Origin of the sequence: Maribacter cobaltidurans (assembly GCF_002269385.1) — a bacterium.
Lineage (GTDB): Bacteria > Bacteroidota > Bacteroidia > Flavobacteriales > Flavobacteriaceae > Maribacter > Maribacter cobaltidurans.
The window spans coordinates 1,338,999-1,359,172 of sequence record NZ_CP022957.1; the positions used below are offsets into that span (position 1 = coordinate 1,338,999).

9 protein-coding genes and 1 tRNA gene are annotated in these 20,174 nt (G+C 42.7%); 6 read left to right on the top strand and 4 right to left on the bottom strand.

Going from position 1 to position 20,174, the window contains the following annotated elements; genetic code table 11:
- Positions 1-205 precede the first annotated feature (205 nt).
- On the bottom strand, positions 206-3,253 hold the full coding sequence (locus tag CJ263_RS05710) for a DNA polymerase III subunit alpha (RefSeq protein WP_094996378.1): 3,048 nt from the start codon (positions 3,251-3,253) through the stop codon (positions 206-208).
- Positions 3,254-3,574: 321 nt separating this feature from the next.
- Positions 3,575-4,789 (bottom strand): DNA polymerase Y family protein, encoded by a 1,215-nt coding sequence (locus CJ263_RS05715; protein WP_094996379.1) that lies wholly within the window; start codon positions 4,787-4,789, stop codon positions 3,575-3,577.
- 128 nt (positions 4,790-4,917) lie between these two features.
- Here CJ263_RS05715 and CJ263_RS05720 point away from each other — a divergent pair, with 128 nt between their 5' ends.
- The gene (locus CJ263_RS05720; RefSeq protein WP_229702459.1) at positions 4,918-5,739 is read left to right on the top strand and encodes a 3-keto-disaccharide hydrolase; all 822 of its coding nucleotides are present in this window, start codon (positions 4,918-4,920) and stop codon (positions 5,737-5,739) included.
- 16 nt (positions 5,740-5,755) lie between these two features.
- Complete coding sequence (locus tag CJ263_RS05725) at positions 5,756-6,715, top strand: 2-hydroxyacid dehydrogenase (RefSeq protein ID WP_094996380.1); 960 nt, start codon at positions 5,756-5,758, stop codon at positions 6,713-6,715.
- 48 nt (positions 6,716-6,763) lie between these two features.
- Here the strand turns inward: CJ263_RS05725 and CJ263_RS05730 are convergent, their stop codons facing one another.
- Positions 6,764-7,876, bottom strand: a complete 1,113-nt coding sequence (locus CJ263_RS05730) for a Gfo/Idh/MocA family protein (protein WP_094996381.1) — start codon at positions 7,874-7,876, stop codon at positions 6,764-6,766.
- A 185-nt stretch (positions 7,877-8,061) separates the two neighbouring features.
- Between CJ263_RS05730 and CJ263_RS05735 the strand changes: the two genes are divergently transcribed.
- The 4 genes from CJ263_RS05735 (at position 8,062) to CJ263_RS05750 (ending at position 19,882) form a co-directional block, all read left to right on the top strand.
- Positions 8,062-8,973, top strand: coding sequence for a hypothetical protein (locus tag CJ263_RS05735; RefSeq protein ID WP_094996382.1), 912 nt, complete (start codon positions 8,062-8,064; stop codon positions 8,971-8,973).
- Positions 8,974-9,071: 98 nt separating this feature from the next.
- Positions 9,072-10,424: a TolB family protein gene (locus tag CJ263_RS05740; RefSeq protein ID WP_094996383.1), complete on the top strand. Its 1,353-nt coding sequence runs from the start codon at positions 9,072-9,074 to the stop codon at positions 10,422-10,424.
- A 933-nt stretch (positions 10,425-11,357) separates the two neighbouring features.
- A complete protein-coding gene (locus CJ263_RS05745; RefSeq protein WP_094996384.1) occupies positions 11,358-18,878 on the top strand; it encodes a T9SS type B sorting domain-containing protein in 7,521 nt (2,506 codons plus the stop codon).
- Positions 18,878-19,882, top strand: a complete 1,005-nt coding sequence (locus tag CJ263_RS05750) for a PorP/SprF family type IX secretion system membrane protein (RefSeq protein ID WP_094996385.1) — start codon at positions 18,878-18,880, stop codon at positions 19,880-19,882. Before CJ263_RS05745 ends, CJ263_RS05750 begins: the two co-directional genes overlap by 1 nt.
- Positions 19,883-20,083: 201 nt before the next feature.
- On the opposite strand, the gene CJ263_RS05755 is transcribed toward CJ263_RS05750, so the two are convergent.
- Positions 20,084-20,165, bottom strand: a tRNA-Leu gene (locus CJ263_RS05755).
- Positions 20,166-20,174: the final 9 nt, after the last annotated feature.

The window sequence follows — 20,174 nt, forward strand, 5'->3', positions numbered from 1 at the left end:
CGAAGAGTTTGTTGAAAAAGAGGTAGGTGTCTTTAAATTAGTCTCAGAATTAAATAACACCAAACAAATTACATTATGAAAAAGTGTTTTATTCTTCTTGCCATTTACACCTTGTTACTTCTTTTTTATTAAAAACCTGGTTCTATACCAATTTTCGTATTCGTTGATGTCGACTGCCAATAAAGTAGGGGGCAAAAATTCAATTTTAATCTTCTAACTGAAGCTTATCGGAAGGATTAGTCTTTGAAAGCAACAACGCATTGTTGGAAAAAATCTTGGTACTGGTTTTCATATCTGCATAACGGGGATCTTGTACATAGTCCTGTTTTTCCATTTTAATTACCTCGATACTCAAAAAACCGAATTCGCTCACCACCTTACCATAAAACCGATATATACCCTTGCCCCTAAAATAGTACTTGGCCGCTACGGGCGGAAACAGCACCGTATCAAAAACGGTTCCCTCTTGATCAACCAAGGTGGCAAAGTACATGCGTTTTCCTGTATGGGTTTTCGTGTTTTTTACCGTTACCAAATAACCATAAATATCGATCCTGTGGTTTAAAAAACGTTCCAGGTCTTTAGCACATCGATTATTCTTAGGAGGTTTGGCCAATAGCTTGAACGGACTGCACAAACAAAAGCCCAATAATTCCAATTGTGCAAAGGCATCCTCTAGATTATGGGTGTGCAGCTGGGGAATCTGAAAATTTTGATGGACTGCAGGAAAGAGCTTGGGATGTTCCAATTTGGCCCCCTTGTTCAAGAACAAGTGCGCCTTCCACAACAATTGATGTTTATTTGTACCCGTAAATCGGAATGCATCGATACGGATAAGAATACTGATCTGTTCTATGGAAATAACCACACGATCCAAAAAATCTTCCAAAGAAATAAACTTTCCGGAAAGCATTCTTTCCTTTAGAATACGTTCCGCGACGCGGGTTTCCAAATCCCTTAGACAACCTAGTCCCAAAAAGATAGATTTCCCATAAATGACGTTACTGTAATTGCTGCTGTTTAAACAGGGAGGATGTATACTCGCACCCAACATACGGGCTTCGTGCACATAGAATTCCGTACGGTAAAATCCACCTCCATTGTTAAGCACGGCCACCATATACTCCAATGGATAATATGCCCGTAGGAACAATGTCTGATAACTCTCCACGGCGTAAGAGGCCGAATGTCCCTTGGCAAAAGCATATCCCGCAAAGCTGGCAATCTGCTCCCAAACTTCAAAAATGATACTGTCGGGCTCTCCCTTTTTACGGCAATTATCTATAAACTTTAGGCGTACCTTCTCAAACTCTTCCCGTGACCGAAACTTTCCGCTCATCCCCCGCCTTAAAACATCGGCTTCGCCCAGATCAAGGTCTGCAAAATGATGCGCTACTTTGATCACATCTTCCTGATATACCATTACCCCATAGGTATCCGGCATGATATCCAACATCACAGGATGTGCGTTTTCTTGCGTCCTCCCCTCTTCACGATGTCGTAATATATATTCCCGCATCATACCACTTTTGGCAACTCCCGGACGGATGATGGAACTGGCAGCGACAAGCCCCAAGTAATTATCCACTTCCAGTTTCTTCAACAGCATACGCATGGCCGGGGATTCCACATAAAAACACCCCATACATTGGGCGGTCTTAATCAAACCATTGATTTTTGGGTCTTTTTTAAACCTCTTAACATCATGGATGTCGATGGCCTTGAGTGCATCGGGTCGGTTATATTCAATGATTTGCAAAGCTTCCTTAATCTTGGCCAATCCCCTTTGGCCCAGAATATCAAATTTATATAGACCTACATCCTCGGAGATGACCATATCAAACTGTGTGGTAGGGTATCCCTTTGGTGGTAGGTGGGTGGCCGAAAAATAGTGTAGCGGTTTTTGACTGATCAAGATACCCCCGGCATGTATGCTCAAATAATTGGGCATATCCATGATCAAACGACCATATTTGAGCACCAAGCGCGAAACCTCATCCAGTTGGGAAACGTTATACCTTCCTTCGGAAAGAAATTCTATCTCATCCTTGGGCAATCCAAATACTTTTCCGAGTTCACGGATGACTCCCCTTTCCTTAAAGGTTACGTACGTTCCCAAAAGTGCTACGTTCTCAAAACGTTCAAAAATATACTCCGTAATCTTTGGACGATCATGATGCGAGAAATCAATATCAAAATCAGGAGGATTGGCCCGGTACAGGTTTATAAAACGTTCAAAATAAAGATCTAGTTCCATGGGATCCACATCGGTAATCCGAAGTAGGTAGGCTACAATGCTATTGGCACCGCTACCACGGCCTACATAATACATTCCCTGCCTTCTGGCCTCTGTAACAATATCCCAATTGATCAAAAAGTAGGATACGAAACCCATGCCCTTAATAAGTCCCAACTCCTTATTGAGTCTTTCGGTAATACCCTCCCCCCCATCAGGATACCGGTAGGACAGCCCTTCTTGACAGAGACGGTCAATCATTTTTTCGTCTTCCTCCTTACTTCCCGTATAGGTCTGTAGATTTTGTGGTTTCCTATCCTTTGAAAAATCAAAATGAATGGAACATGATTTCAACAAACCATCCGTATTCTCCAGAATAAAGGGGTATTCTGCAAAGGCGGCGGCCAAATTTTCAATGGAGTACATTTTTTCTTCCTCGCTACCTTCTTCGGACTTGTCCAATTTACTCAACAGCACATTGTTATCAATAGCCCTTAACAACCTATGGGTGTTAAAATCATTCTTATGCCTAAAAGTCACGGGTTGCTGCACCACCAATTTGTCCTTTAACCGCAACAACCTTGAAAATGGCAAGCGTCTCAGGTCAGCAATCGATATACCAATAAACTCCTGATCGGAAAAGGAATACATCTCATTACGGAGTACCTGCTCAAAAGGGTAAACCACATAGGCATTACTGAATTTTGGTGCAATTGTAGGTAGCTTCCTTTCCTTGTGCAAATGCTCCGATAGAAAATTGTTCAGCTCCAGATAACCTTCATTGTTTTTGGCAATACCTATAAAGCATGGATCAACCCCATTTCTAAAGTCGATTCCCAACAAGGGTGTCACATCATATTCAGGTGCCTTCCTCACAAAATTGAGACCTGCGGACGTGTTGTTGATATCCGTAAGCACCAATTTTGTAACCCCGTTCCTTTGCGCCAAATCCAAAAGTTCCGTCTCGGAAAAAGTTCCGTAGCGCAGACTGTAATATGTGTGGCAATTCAAATACAAGGGACAAATTCAAGTTTAAGTATTAAGTTCAAAGTTTCTGGTTTCTGGTTTTTCGTTGTTCGTTGTTGGTTGTTGGTTGTTGGTTGTTGGCAAAAAAACACAAGTTCAAGTTCAAGTGTTAAGTTCAAAGTTTCAGGTTTCTGGTGCTAGCCAAGCAAAAACATTGTTTCACTTCCTCACTATTTCCTTAAAAGTTCAAGTATCAAGTTCAAATTCAAATTCAAATTCAAATTCAAAAACTACTGGTTGTTGGCTGTTCGTTGTTGGTAATCAATAACATCTATTTCTAAAAACTAACAACTAAAAACCAATAACTAATTTTTACTGTTTCCGATGCGCCAATACAATCGGTGGCCGACCATCGAACGGATTGTGCATGCGCCCAATAGTATTTTTTCCCATGGCGGAAGCTCTGACGATACTTTTTTCCCCAAAACGATTTCTGATATGGTCCATGGCATGATATAGGTTCAACCGTTCCTCGGTATCGTCAAAAAGATTGATCTGATAATTTCCCGATACCAAATGACTGAACCTAATTCCTATCAGTCGCACCAACAACCTTCGATTGTACAATATCCGGAACAGTTCCAAGATTTTGGGAATCAAGATATGGTCTGCACTGGTATAGGGTATCCGTAGCTGTTTGGAGTAGGTATTGAAATCCGAATAGCGAATTTTTACCGTAATGCAGGCCGTTAATTTTTCTCCCCTACGAAGCTGATAGGCCAGATTCTCCGTCATGGCAATAAGAATCCCCTTTAATTTTATTACATCTATGGTATCCCGATCAAAAGTACGCTCCGTAGAGATAGACTTGCGATCACAAAACGGAATGACAGGGGTATCGTCTATACCATTGGCCCTGTTCCAAATTACCGTGCCATTTTTACCTAGTACGCGCTGCATTATATCCATAGGCATTTCCTGTATAGTGCGTATCTGGCGTAAACCTAAATTCCTAAGCGTTTGATAGGTCTTATCGCCTACCATGGGAATCTTTTTTATGGACAGGGGAGCCAAAAAGGGCTTTTCCAGGCCATAATCTATTTTTAATTGATTGTTGGGCTTCGCCTCGTTGGTAGCCACTTTGGAGACCACTTTGTTCACAGATAGGCCAAAGGAAATGGGAAGTCCGGTTTCTTTGGTAATTCTATGCCGCAATTCCGAGGCATATTTATAGGCACCAAAAAAGCGGTCCATCCCTGTAAGATCCGCATAAAATTCATCGATGCTGGACTTTTCAAAAAGGGGTACGCTTTCCTTGATAATACCGGTGACCACATCTGAAAATTGACTATAAGTGCCCGCATTTCCCCTAATCTGTACCGCTTCAGGGCAAAGTTCCTTGGCCATTTTCATGGGCATCCCGGAATGCACACCATATCCACGGGTCTCATAACTACACGCCGCTACCACGCCACGGTCGCTCAGCCCGCCCACGAGAATCGGCTTTTTCAGCAGTTTACTGTCCAGTCTGCGCTCTACGGATACAAAAAACGTATCCAAATCTAAATGTAAAATAGTCTTGTCCATTCTTAAACCGAAAAAGGAAGACTAATTTATGGAATAAATCCATATTATTGGAAATATTCCATTTTTATTTTACATCATTTCATAGAGAATATGATTACTTTTAAAAACCATTCCAAAAATTGAAAAAAATGATGAAACCTATCGCGTTTCTTTGCAAAGGTCTTTTGCTTACCGCTTTTATCTGTTTCACCAGTTGTAAGGACAATAAAAAAGAGGTTGAAAAAACTATCTCGGAACAACCCAAAGACCAATGGATATCTATTTTCAATGGTGAAAATCTTAACGGTTGGACCATGAAGATAAACGGATACCCGTTAGGGGAGAATTTTGGAAACACCTTTAGGGTAGAAGACAGCATCTTAAAAATACGTTATGACGGATACGGACCCGAATTTGGCGAGCGCTTCGGCGCACTTTTCTATGATGAGGAACTGTCCAATTATAGATTAAAAGTAGAGTATCGATTTGTGGGCGAAACCGCTCCCGGTGCTCCCGAGTGGGGCTATAAGGACAGCGGGGTACAGATACATACCCAACCGCCCAATACCGTACAATTGAACCAAGGCTTCCCCATTTGCCTAGAATACAATCTACATGGTGGCAATGGAACCGAGGACAGACCATTGGGCGCTATTTGCGGTATTGGAATGAAGATAGAAATAGACGGGGTGCGAAGCGACCTGTTCTGCAATCCGGCCAAAGTCCCCAAAACGTTTCATGGTGACCAATGGGTTACCGCTGAGATCGATGTACGGGACGGAAAAATGAAGCATTTTGTAAACGGGGAAGAAATCATGAGCTACGCCAATCCCGTGTACGACCCGGAAAATGAATTTGCCCAGACCTTTATCAAGGAGGGTGATTCCACGGTAAAAAGCGGATATATTTCCCTGCAGTCCAACAGCCATCCCATTGATTTTAGGAAAATAGAATTATTACCCTATAACTAGCCCAAAAACTACAACTATGAAGGTATTGGTTTCCTTGAACTTCCCCCCCTTATGTATAGAAATGCTTAAAAAAGAAGGGTTGGATGTTACTGTTTGGACGAATGATATCCCCATGACCAGGGAACAGCTCATCCAAGCCACCCAGGAACACGATATACTATTATCCTCTAGTATTTATGCGTTGGATGCCGATTTTCTAGAACGGAATAAACATCTGAAGCTTATTTCCCAATTTGCCGTAGGTTATAACAATATCGATTTGAAAAAAGCGGCAGAGCTTGGTATTCCGGTTACCAATACCCCAAATGCCATGACCGATGCTACCGCCGATATCGCTTTTGGACTGATGTTGGCCGTCTCCAGAAAAATGTTCTACATGCATAAGACCATCATATCCGGAAATTGGGGACATTTTAGGCCACAAGCCAATTTAGGCATGGAGCTCAAGGGAAAAACTGTAGGCATTTTTGGAATGGGACGAATAGGAAGCGAATTCGCCAAACGTTGCCGCGGGGCCTATGACATGAAAGTCATTTATCATAACAGGACACCCAACCCAGAGATGGAAAAAGAGCTGAATGCCAGCTACGTATCCTTTGAGGAATTATTGAAGCAAAGCGATGTACTATCCGTTCATGCCGGGCTTTCAAATGAAACAAAGGGATTGTTCAATGCCGATGCCTTTTCCAAAATGAAACCTTCGGCCATTTTTATAAATACTGCCAGAGGAGGGATCCACAATGAGAAAAGCCTCATCGAGGCTTTACAAAGCCATCTCATTTGGGGTGCGGGTCTGGATGTTACCAATCCCGAGCCCATGAAAAAGGACAATCCCTTGCTAAATATGGAAAACGTTGCGGTAACCCCACACATAGGTTCCGCAACCGTTGAAGCTCGCAACGAAATGTCCAGATTGGCAGCTTTGAACATCATTCAATTTTCAAAAGGGGAGCCATTGACAAACTTGGTTCGCTAAATCAATTCAACGATATATTTCCAATTAGCTTGGTTATATGGACGGTTGTTAAATATTGATTTCAACCTTATCACCAGTCTTTGCCGCTTTGAAAATGGCATCGATGATTTTCATATCCTTAACTCCTTCCTCACCGTCCACCGGTACAATAGGTTGTTTTCCATTGAAAATCAGTTCCGCCATCCCGTCCATTTGTAAGGTTTGGTGTGTTACATGAGGTTGAGTCAATTCTCCCTTATGGGTACGCCCTTGGATGGGCCCATACCCAGTGGATGGTTTCATCTCCATCCATCCTTTGGAGCCGGTCATAAAGAAACGGTCCAGATTATTCATATTATAGGTAGATAGACAATTGGCCACGGCACCACTGGGAAAACCCATCTGAAATTGTATGGTCTCGTCCACTCCTTCCTTAAATTTAACAGGGTCAGTTTTGGTTTCTTGTGCGGTCACCCATATTGGATCTTCACCTAGGATATATCTTGCACCATTAATAGAGTAAATTCCAATATCCATCATCGCACCGCCACCGGCAAGTTCCTTATCTAATCTCCATTGCGTTGGGTCTCCGATTACAAATCCGGACTGACCTTGAAAAAACTTGGGCTGACCAAATTTGTCATCCTTGCGCATTTGGATAACATGTACCGTTTTAGGCTCAAAATGCATCCGATAACCGATCAATAACTTAACGTTCGCCGCCTTGCAGGCATCCACCATTTTCTGACCTTCCTCGGCATTGATTCCCATAGGTTTTTCACAAATGACATGTTTACCGGCTCTTGCAACTCGAATCGTCTGTTCGCAATGTAGACCGTTAGGTGTAATGACATACACCGCATCTATATCGTCATTATCCTTTATGGCATCAAAATTTTCATAATTGTAACAGTTCTTTTTAGGAATACCGTATTTGGATTGCCAATCGGTAATTTTAGATGGGGTGCCGCTAATAACACCTACCAATTTAGCCTTTTTGCAATCTTGCATAGCCTCTGCCACCCGTGTGCCGTAACTCCCCAAGCCCATAATGGCCACCCTTAGCATAGGGCCCTCGTAGATTTCCTTTGGCGAGGCCAAAAGACTCGTGGGATTACTCAATAATGACACCCCTATGGATGAAATTGCGATATTTTCCAAAAATTTTCTTCTCGTTGCCATAGTTAAGTTGTTTTAGTCAATCTTATAAAAATAGTGTTTTCCATACACATAATACTACTGTCAGTCAATTATGAAGAACAAATATGTGGGTTTTAGAGATTAGAATGATTCCATCCAACATTTTAGAATAAAAGGCGTTATCATAAAAATCAATACTTTTTATAGTTTTATTAATTGATGAAAAAATGATTTCCCCCTTACAGTCCTTTTTTATGAAATCCCACCTGATTATATTTTTTATTTTTTTTAGCCTAAAATTCGGTTTTTGTCAAGGAGAAAAGTCACGAATTCAAATTACAAACCCTTCTCAGGCTACTGTTTGGAACATACCACAGGAAGTTTCCTTGGAGTGGACTACAGAAAATATTGGCCCAGAAAAATCCATTCGATTTTTTCTTGTAAGAAATGAAATGGTCGTTCAAGAACTGGGGTCTTTCAAAAATACGGGTAGCGCCATTGGGATTGAACTTGCCAAAAACATTGGTTCCGGAAATCAATACCAAGTGGTGGGCATAGAATTGTTTCCGGACGATAAGTACAATATTGCAAAATTCGTAACCCCTTTCTTTTCCATTACCAACAAAGCATCTGATGAACGGAAAAAAAAGCATCAGATGGCCGAGGAAGCAAAAAGAGGACTTACGAAAAAAGAAAGGAAAAGGAATAGGAAAGAAAAGAAGGAACCGGTTCAGACTTTAAGCACTGTACCCACCGAGGAAAGCCCCAAGCCCAAACCTTCAATGAGGGAACAGTTCGATGGTCGAAAAATTTCCTATACCGAAGAACTATCGTTCAGCAATGAAAACATAACGATTAAAATTTGGGACCATGGAAGGCAGGACGGGGACATTGTATCCATATACCTAAACGGTTCCCCGGTTGTATCCAAACACTATTTGACCTATTACAAGCGGGAATTTAAGGTGAAGCTGAACCCTAATAAATCCAACGACCTGTTCCTCTACGCACACAATTTGGGCGATGCCCCGCCAAATACGGTTTCGGTTGAAATTTCGGATGGAACAAAGTCGGAAAATTTAATCCTGAATTCAGATCTTCAGAGTTGTGAGGCTGTTATGATTAGTGTGAATAAGTAAAGGGGAACTTACAGGTTTATTCACCTTTATAAATTAAATAAGTAAGGTTTAGTGTAATTAAAATGTACTTTTATAACAAGTGCATAATACAGATTACCATGAAAGAAAACCTGAATCTTTGGGCTAATTTCAAATCAAGGCTATTTCATAAAAATTGGATACCCCTTTTTGCTATCCTTGTTTGTAACGCATTGTATTCCCAAATAGAAAAAGATTCCGTAGAAATTATTAGGCTATTGGAAAAGGAGGGACTCACTTGGCGTCTTGGCAATAAAGAAAAGCATGCCGAATGCTGGGAAGCTACCCCAAATGGTATCATGGCCATGTCAACAGCGGACGGCAATTTAATAAACATTCCTATTGAGATGGTGATAAATCCTTCGCCCAATATGATTGGAAACGGTGGATTTGCCTTTCATTTCAATCATAAAATGCATATCGGTGAACATACGGCATGGGTTGGCCATGACGAGGTTTCGGTTGATACGCAAGGTAAGGAGACGCTTTCCTATGAGGTACGTTTTTTGGAAAAATTCAATGATGATTGGAAGCTCGTTGGCCAGTCCATGCATTTTTATAACCATCCACCTGAAAATAAGATAGACACCACCAGTTACATCCAAACCGTTGATATAGAAACTGGCCGAATTGAGACAGTACTGCGTATTAATGAACATTTTGAAGCACCCAACTGGCATCCGGACGGTTATTTGATCGTGAACAGTAAAGGCAAATTATATACCTTGGATCTTAAAACGAAAGAATTAGACCTTCTAGATACCGGTTTTGCCGATCAGTGTAACAATGACCATGGCATTTCTCCAGATAATAAGTGGTTGGCAATAAGCCACAACGATAAAGACAACCCATCCTCCAAATCTGGTAAATCGGCCATTTTCATTATGCCCATTAAGGGTGGAAAACCAAAGCGTATAACCGCTAACGTACCATCATATTGGCATGGCTGGTCCCCCAACGGCAACACCTTGGCTTACTGTGCCGAACGTAACGGCAACTATGACGTGTATACCATAGGGGTCAATGGCGGAAAGGAAAAAAGACTAACCACTACAGAGGGATTGGACGATGGTCCGGAGTATTCCCCGGATGGAAAGTACATATGCTTTAATTCCTACAGAACAGGCCACATGCAAATTTGGAGGATGAATGCAAATGGTAAAAGACCTGAACAGCTGACTTTTGACGAAAACTCCAATTGGTTCCCACACCCCTCACCTGATGGAAAATGGATTGTTTATATCGCCTATACCTCTGACCAAAAACAAAGTCACCTGTTTGGAAAACAGGTCAAACTCAGACTTATGGACGTGGAAACCAAGGAAATTCGTGATATTACCCCAGTTTTCTTTGGGGGTCAAGGAACCATAAACGTACCCTCTTGGAGCCCGGACAGCAAAAAATTGGCCTTTGTAAGTTATTCGGTCAATTAAAAGAAGAACAATTCTTAAAAAATCAAAAAGCCCTGAAACTTTCGTTAACAGGGCTTTTCCTTTAAGTACTCGAGGCAGAAGTGTCGATAATTGTTCATAACACCTTATTCTTAGGCCTTTCAAAGAACTGAAATTGAAGTGTAACCAAATTTGCAACCTTTAATATAAATTTAAGTTTTTGACCGTGAATTTTGTATCAAAACTTTCAAAAAGAATCTTTTAGCCTTAAGTTTTCCCAAATATTAATAATGGCCAATCTTGGTTTTTAACCTTTTCCCTTTATTATATTTTGTTGATAATTAAAACTTCGTTGTATTTTTTGGACGGGACTCGAACCCGCGACCTCCTGCGTGACAGGTAATTTTTTTCTTGGTTTAAAATGACCCTATTTGTATTTATATTATTGAAATACAATATATTATAAAATTTAATAAAACATTATTTGTGTATAAATAGTTTGTGAATTTTAAAACAAATGCTAACCACCAAGGTCCTTCTTAATAAAGTTAGACAAATAAGTGGTAGTACTTTTCCTTTGGTACTTCGGATTACATATAACAGAAAAACCACTTAGCTTCCTTTGGACTATAATTTGAAAGAGAAAAATTTCGATTTAAAAAATCAACGGGCAAAATCTTCAACAATGACACCAAGTTGTCGTATAGCAACAGTACGCAGGTCAACGAACTAGTTGAGGGGCAACTCTAATATTAAGGTTTCAATCTCATTTAGTTTAACACTGGTTATAACTACATCGCCTTCCATGGAAACAGATGCTAGCGCATACCCATATTCTAAAAGGCAGCCCTTTAATTAATTATAATTAAGGGATTAGTACAATAGAGGAGGGCAATTTCACGTTAGTAAGTAATTTCCTACGTATATGAGAAATGGTGTTTACTTTAGCCTCATTGCAAAAACGCAAAGCAAAAAATGACAAAATATATAGTAAAATTGGTCTTTTTGACCTTTACGCTTCAGCTTATTGCTTGGAACGGTCTCGCTCAAATAACAACGACAGTACAACAAGAAAATTTTGACACCTGTGGTGAAGCCTTACCTCAGGCAGAACTACTTTTGGGCGACGTGGTTCTTTCAGAAACTGCGGCAACCGATTTTACGACCGGCACGTACACCTTCTTTGTAGAGGCTCCGTCAAATTTTCAGATTACGGCAACCACCACGGCTATTTCGGGCACGGACATTACCAGTGCGACAGTGGCCCAGGCCACGGGCGACAATACCAAATTGGAAGTTACCGTGACCGTTGTTGCGGAAGCCAGTATAGATCAATTGACCCTAGAAAATGTGCGTATACAATTACTGTCCGGCACCGTAACGGACGGAACCTTAAGTTATGTACTCGACGGAAATACCAATAATCTCAATGGATTAACCGATGGTCAGACCTTAGCGACCCTCAATTTTACCGCGTTGAGTGGCGGGCAAGGGGTCGACCAGCAAGTTTGTAAAACGGATGATGTTCAAAACATAAGCATTACCGGAGACACGGTTACACAAAGTAGGGTATACGATTGGGAAGAACAGGAAAACGGGGTTTGGACGGCCATTCCCAATTCCAATACCGAAATTTTGGTGATAGATACCAATACCTTCCCGAACGGTATTAGTAGGTTTAGAAGAAATACAACCTTTACCCTAAATGGGGAAACCTGTACCCTCACCAGTACCACCGCCACGGTTACGGTCAATGAAATATACCCGGGAAGTATTACCTCGGGTACAGGGCAAAATATCTGTGCGACGGAAACCCCACAACAATTAAGTACGTCAGGTGATGTTGCGGTTACTGTGGGCGGTACGGCCAGCTATCAATGGTATCGGAACGATACCGGCACTTGGGATATTATTAACGGGGCGACGGACACTTTTTATCAGCCCAGCACCCTTTCGACGACCACTTCTTTCAAACGAAGGATTACCAACGTATTCAACGGTGTTACCTGCTTTGAAGAAACCCCACCCGTAACCATTGTGGTCAATTCGGTAGTAGCTGGCGGCACCACGACCGACCAGAATATCTGTACCCTATCGGAGCTACAGTTGTTGACCGTTAATAATGGGGAGAATAATGGAACCTACCAATGGCAAAAAGATAATTTAGGCACTTGGGAAGATATTCCTGGAGCTACGCAACTTAATTTCAATGCCAGTAGCAATATTACGCCCGGGGTAAGCCGCTACAGAAGAATTACCACGGTTTCTGGGGCTAGTTGTGAAGGGGTGAGCACGGTAGCGACCATTACCTATAGTAATTTTGAGGTAGGCAGCATTTCCGGCACCCAGACCATTTGTTATAATGAATCCCCAGCGGCTATAAATTCGGATGCTGATGCCACGGGAACAGGTACCATTAGTTATCAGTGGCAGCAGTTTGATGGGAGTACTTGGTTCGCCATAAACGGGGCAACAACCACCGCCTACCAGCCTGGAGCCCTGCAGCAGAATACATCCTTTAGAAGACTGGACACCATTGAGCTCAACGGATTTACCTGTGCGGAAACTACCAACGAAATCACCATTCAAGTTTTGAGCGAGATTAATGGTGGTGATGCCTCGGCAGACCAGACCCTTTGCGCAGGGGAAATCCCTAGTTCGATCAGCATTACCAATGCTAGTGCCGCCACTGCAAACAGCAGCTACCAATGGCAGTCCAAAACATCGGGGAATTTTGCCAATATGGTGGGGGAAACCGATGCGAACCTAAGTTTTGCATCCACGCCGAGTAGTACGACCACGTATAGAAGGCAGACCATTATCTCCAATAACGCAAAAGTATGTACCGATTTTTCTACGGAAAGTACTGTATTTGTAAACAACATTACCGCAGGGGTGATCGGTTCAAATCAAGATATATGTGCCGGGGAAGCACCCAATACCCTCCTTAGTTTAAGCAATACCTCCGCCGAAGGAACGGTTTCCTATGCTTGGGAATCCTCTACCGATGGAGGTGCGAACTATAGTTCGATAGCGGGGGCCAGTGGTGCTACCTATACACCCGGAGTGTTGGCCAACACCACGGTGTTCAGAAGATTGGATTCCAGTGTTTTGAACGGAAAAACCTGCACGGCCTATACCAATGAAATCACCATTACTGTTGCCGGGTCCATCTCCGGTGGTGATGGTTCTGCCGCCCAAACGGTTTGTGAAGGGGAAGCCCCGACTACGTTAAGCGTCACCAACGGAACAGCTGCAGGCACAGGCATCGCCTTTCAGTGGTTTTCTTCGACAGACAATACGAATTATACGCCTATAGCGGGAGAAACCGGGGAAACCTTAAGTTTTTCTGGAGGAATAACAGCTTCGACCTATTACAGTAGGGAAGTGACCCAGACCTCAGGGGGTAATACCTGTACCGCTATGAGCACACCCACCTTGGTAACGCTTTTGTCCTTATCGGAAGGAAGTATCGGGCAGACCCAAACGGTCTGTGGGGGTGCCAGTGTGCCACCCCTAACGAGTACGGCCGATGCGGTTTCGAATGGCACAATTACCTATTCATGGGAGAGCTCACTGGACAATGCGACATGGGGAACCATTGCGGGAGCCGATCAGGCAACCTATACCCCAGCGATTACAGATGAGTTACAAACCTATTATCGAAGAAGGGCTACCGCAACACTTCAAGGCACAACCTGCGATGTCGTTACGCAACCTGTAATCGTGTATGTTAACCGTTTTGAAGATGCTGCCAACCACCGTATTACCTTTTCCAATGGTTCAACGGATCCTTTTGAAATTTGCAACCAAGCCGATCCAGCCGCTTTTGATGTGAATTTTGATTTGCTCGCCTCAGGGAATTTGAGTTACCAATGGCAAGTGTCTAACGATAATGTTACTTTTTCGGATATTTCTGGTGCGACGTCAGCCTTATATGATGCCCCTACCGTAAATGCTGATATTTACTATAGAAGAATAACCACGTCTACCCTTAATGGGGTTTCCTGTGAAGTCACTAGTAATACCTTGCAATTTATAAATGCCGGTAGTGCTACAGGAGGAACTATTGGTACGACGAACAACTTTAGCGGTGATTCCAGTTTGGAGACCGTCTGTAGGGGTACTGTTCCAAGTCCTATGCAACAGTTGACCGCATCCACCGGAAGCACATTGACCTATCAATGGTTTGCCAATGGCGCGGCAATATCAGGTGCCACTGGAATAGATTTTACACCAACGGCGGCCATAAATTCCACCACAAGATTTGTACGGGCAACGTACAGTGAAAATATTTACGGCACTACCTGTGAGGTCAACAGTAATGCCATTACAGTAGTGGTGCCACAAGGCGATTTAATCGGTGATGATATTACCCTTTGTACCGGAGAAACACCGCCGACCTTGGGAGATGTTTCTTTAATTGAAGGGGAAGCTAACCTAAGCTTTCAGTGGTACGATTCCAATGATGGCTCTGCGTTTGCCGCTATTCCTGGTGCTACAGGTGCAACCTATGCTCCGAATACCGCGCTTACAGCCGATAAATATTATCGTAGAGGGTATATTGCTACCGTAGAAGGGGTGCAATGTGGCCCTGAAAGCTTCAGTAATATCATTCATGTCTTTATCAACGATGTGACCGGAGGAACCATTTCTGAAGATCAACAAATTTGTTTTGGGGAAGATCCTGCCTTGTTAAATTCAGAAACGGAAGGCACGGCAAGGGGCGTTCTCAGCTACCAATGGTATTCATCCGAGGATAATACTACGTGGGCTATTATCGTTGGCGCCGAAAACAACACGTACGATCCAGAAGCGGGTAGTTTCCCTACACGCTATTTCAAACGCACGGCCATTTCAACGTTTAACGGCGTGGAATGTATCGAGGATAGTAATACCATAACCATTTCCGTAGCAGAAGAGATTGTTCCCGGTACCTTGAACAGTGACCAGACCATTTGTGAAGGAGATGTACCAGCCTCTTTAACAGTGACGGGGGGTAGTACTTTTGGAGACCAAAGTATTTCATGGTACTCCTCCGTAGATGGGGTCATTTACAATGATACCGGGGTGACGACGGCTTCTTATTCTCCTCCCGCACCTACACAGACCATGTTTTACAAGAGAAGGATCACCCGAACCTCCTTGAACAATTTGACTTGCTTTTCCGAAACGAACGTCGTTAAGGTTATTGTAAACAACGTAGAAGCGGGTGATATCGTAGGCAACCAGTCGGTTTGTGAAGGGAGTCAGCCCACCGCTCTTGTTGAGGTAAACGGAGCAACGGGTGCAGGACAATTATCCTACCAGTGGTGGTCGTCTCCAGATGATCAGACGTATACGGAAGTAGCCGGGGCTACACAGCCTAATTTTTTACCACCAACGACCTTGACCACATCGACCTATTTTAAAAGGGTCGTTACCAGTAGTTTGAACGGGGTCGACTGTACCGATGCTACGTCACCGGTATTGGTAACGGTCATACCTTACGCCATTATCGATAACGATGCGATCATTGCCAATGATATCACTAATGTGAGTTGTTTTGGTGGAGATGATGGTAGTATCATCATCCCTAACGGAAGAATTACGGGCGGCAACACGGCCCAGCAACAGATCAATACGGTTACCTTGTTCGGAACACCTGAACTGGGGAGTACGTACAGCATTATTATCGATAATATTGTTTATGAGCACCAAGTGACCTTGAACGGTTCAAACTTGACACAGAACAATGATGAAATTGTTCAGGCCTTGGTACAGGAAATTAATTCTGCTACCGGCAGTCGATTGAGTCCGGTAATTGCATCGGCGAACGCCAATGAATTACTGTTGAGTGCCAAAATAACCGGAGTCGGTTTTACCGCCTTTGCAAGTACCAACAGTACAACGAACGCTGGCGCCTCTAGTGTCATCACGCAAGAAAACAGGGTGGCCAATACCTATGAATGGGTAAAGGCAGGTGATAATTCGTTTACGGCCTCCACCTTAAGCATTTCAAATTTGACTGCAGGGGTGTATTTTTTGACGGTCTATAACGAGTTTTGTGGGGTTACCTCAGAACCATTCTTGATTACCGAGCCCGATGAACTCACCTTGGATATTGCAGATACCTGTAATACGGCGTTGACCGCCAACAGTACCGGAGGTATAGCTCCCTTTACCTTTACCTTAACACGGCCTAATGGAACCACTATTGTAAATACGTCCAATAATCCGAGTATTACCTATACCGGTCTTACCGGGGGCGCGTCCTATACGGTTTCTGTCAAAGGGTCTACCTGTGCCATTGCCGAGTCAAAATCGGTGACCCTTCCACTCGGACTTCAGTTCGATGAAGCTTCGGTGGTCGTTAAAAATGTGACTTGTTTTGGACAAAACGATGGTAGCATCAGCCTCAATAACGGGGCCACCACGGTAACCGGGGGAACACCATCCTATAATTTTAGTTGGACAGGTCCTGATAATGCGGTATATAACACGCAAAATATCAACAACCTGGCTCCAGGGGTTTATGTATTGACGGTCACAGATCAAATAGGATGTTCTGCCACCTACACGGCCAATATTGCATCCAAATCTGTTTTGGAAATACGGAATGTACAAGTTGTCAACCAGCAATTACAATGTGCCGGTGATACCGATGCAGAAATAGGAATTCAAATAACATCGGATGCCAGCAGTCAAATACAGATCAATTGGTTTAAGAACGGAACAAGCTTTGCCACCAATAGCACTAACTTAACGAATCTAGGTCCGGGTAGTTATGAGGTTGTGGTAACCGATATCAATAGCGACCCAAATGCACCCTGTACGGCTAGGCAGACCATAGTAATTACGGCTCCTGAAGTTTTTAGTGCTACAGAGGTAACCACCAATGGTACACAATGTTATGCGGCGAATGCCCAACGCAGTTTTACCGTTGAAGTGAGCGGAGGTACGGCACCTTACGAATATGCGGTCGATGGGAATACGGCAGTTACGTTTAGCACGAGTCAAGTCGTCATCGCCGGACTTTCGAATGATAGTCATGTGATTACGGTTACCGATGCCAATCAGTGCGCGGTACAGACCTTCACGTTACAGCGTTCGGAACCTATCACGTATAACGGCACAATGGCATTTACAATCGAACCATGTTCAGGAGTTTATCCGTTCGCATTGGACGAGAATTTAATTACAGGGGGAACACCGTTTTATGACACGAACAATCAACCCTATTATTTATTCGAATGGCGAGGTCCCAATAATTTTTCGGCTCAGGATATCACTACCTTTGATGCAGTATCCGGAAGTTATTTCCTAACCATTGTTGACGGGAACAATTGTGAATCTCAAGAACTGGAATTCACCTTTACCCCAACCTATGACCCTATTATGGTGAATAAAACGATAACCCCGGTAAGTTGTGGCGCTGATGATGACGGAGCCATAGCTATTACCATCAATGGGGGCAATAGACCCTATGACATCCTCTGGGAACAGGAGCAACCAGGAAGTAGTAGTGATCCAAATCCGGTTTTTACACCAATAGGACAGAACACGTTACGTTTGACCAATCTGCCTGAAGGAAGACTTCGGTTAACCATTACCAGTACTATTGCGGGATGTGCGCCAACCGATCCCTCATATAGATATCAAGAACTGATTACTATTAATAAAGCAGAATCACTTCGATTGGTTGATGGCCCTTATTTTGATGATTCGCTATGTTCTGGAGAACCTGGAAGCATTACCGCAACCATATTCAATAGTCAGGGTGGAGACCTTAGCTTTTATTACGAAGGGGTTTTGGTTCCAGGAATCGAAACGTCACCGGATATCTATTCCATTCAAATTGCAGACCCAGTTGCTAATGGATCTTTGAATGTGGTCAATGATTTTGGCTGTGGGTTTACCGCTCCACTAAGCGTTGATGTTATCGAACCGAATTTTACTTATAGTTCGGCGGAGTTTGATGTTACGGGCCTATTATTGGCCAAAGAAGATGTACGGTTCCTGAATACTGGCGAAGGTGACTATGCTTATGCCACATGGGATTTTGGGGATGGGAGCGCTTTGGTTACCGTTGACCCGGAAACCGATGGTACCTTGACCATCCATACTTTTGATTTCCCCGGCGTTTTTGATGTTACCCTTAGTGTTTTTAATGACCAAGGGTGTAGTAGTGATATGGTACAGACGGTGCAGATAGGCTCTGGCTATGATGTCATGTTCCCTAATGTTTTCTCCCCCAATGGGGATGGCATCAACGATTATTTTCAAGGGGAGTTTACAGGTATTTCCTCCTTTACCTTCCAGATATACGACATGTGGGGTGCGCTGGTATTTAGTACGGCCCACGACTATAACGACCTTCCTATAAATTGGGGATGGGATGGAAATTACAGCAATGGCAATGTATATGAAAACCTATCCTTTAGATATATATTCGTAGGCACCACAGGAGACAATAAGCAAATAACCGAAACTGGCGAAGCCACAATCTTACGATAATGATCAAAAGACTTAAGCAGCTAACCTTTATAGTCCTTTTTATAGTCTTAGGCGCTAATGCCCAAGATAAATATATTCATAACCTAAGTAAGGTCCCCGTATTCGTGAACCCTAGTTTTCATGCTTTTAAAGAGAAGACCAGAATTGGAGTCCTGGGAGAATTGGCCAACCAGAGTCAAGGCAATCAATCACAGCATAAATATGCTTTTGGCTCTACCTTTTTTGAGGAATATAATTTTGAACTAGGGATAGACCTGTTCAATAACAACCTTAAAAATAGTGGATTCAATTACACTTCTGCGGCCATCAGTTACATGTATAAATTGCGATTGCCCAATGAATGGTTATTGTACCCTGGTATAACGGCTGGATATAGTAATTATAAGTTCGATTTCAACAATCTTACCTTTCAAGATCAAATAGATATATTTTCTGGTCAAATTAGTGCAAATACTATTGATCCTACAGCAGCTTCAAGAACTGTGGGTTATCTAGATCTAGGGGCGTCGGTCCTTATACACAACGATTTGAATATGGTGTTTGGACTTTCCGCCAAGCATTTGAATCAGCCAAAATTATCCTCGGAAGAAAGCGAGGATAGGGTCAATTTGAAAACGTTGGTTTCGGGTCAGTTCGGTTATGAATGGAATATCAACCAGTATGGTCAATTAAAATTACCCGAATACTCCTATTTGTATTTTTTCAATACCGTATCACTCCAAGGATCCAGTACACGGTTAGATTTTTATCAAGACCTTCAATTGGGAAATGTAAGCTTAGGCGTCAATGAGCATTTTAGTTTTTTGGAATCGGCTTCGTTTACAGAAATAGGTTTTGCCAGCAGTATTACATTAGAAACCTTTGAGTTCGGTTTAAATTATAGAATGCCATTTGGTAATACTTCTAAAATGTTTTTACCAAAGGCCTTGGAACTGTTTCTTGTCTTCGATATTTCAAGGTTCGGGGAGCGGGGAAGAAAAGATTACAGTAAATTCTATGAATAGAACTTTTGACTGTTTTAGTCACCGTTGTTTGGTACAAAAGTTATTAATTGCCCGTATGTTTGAACTTACTATATTTAACTGGACGATAAGATAAGAGTGTGTTCGTTTAAATTAACTTTGGAGCATGTCAAGAGAAAAAAAGAATTACAGTGTAGAGTTTAAAAGAAAAAGCCGAGACATAAATCTCGGCTTTCCTTGTTGTACTCGAGGTGGGAATCGAACCCACACTCCCGAAAGAACTGGATTTTGAATCCAGCGCGTCTACCAATTCCGCCACTCGAGCTTGTAAAAT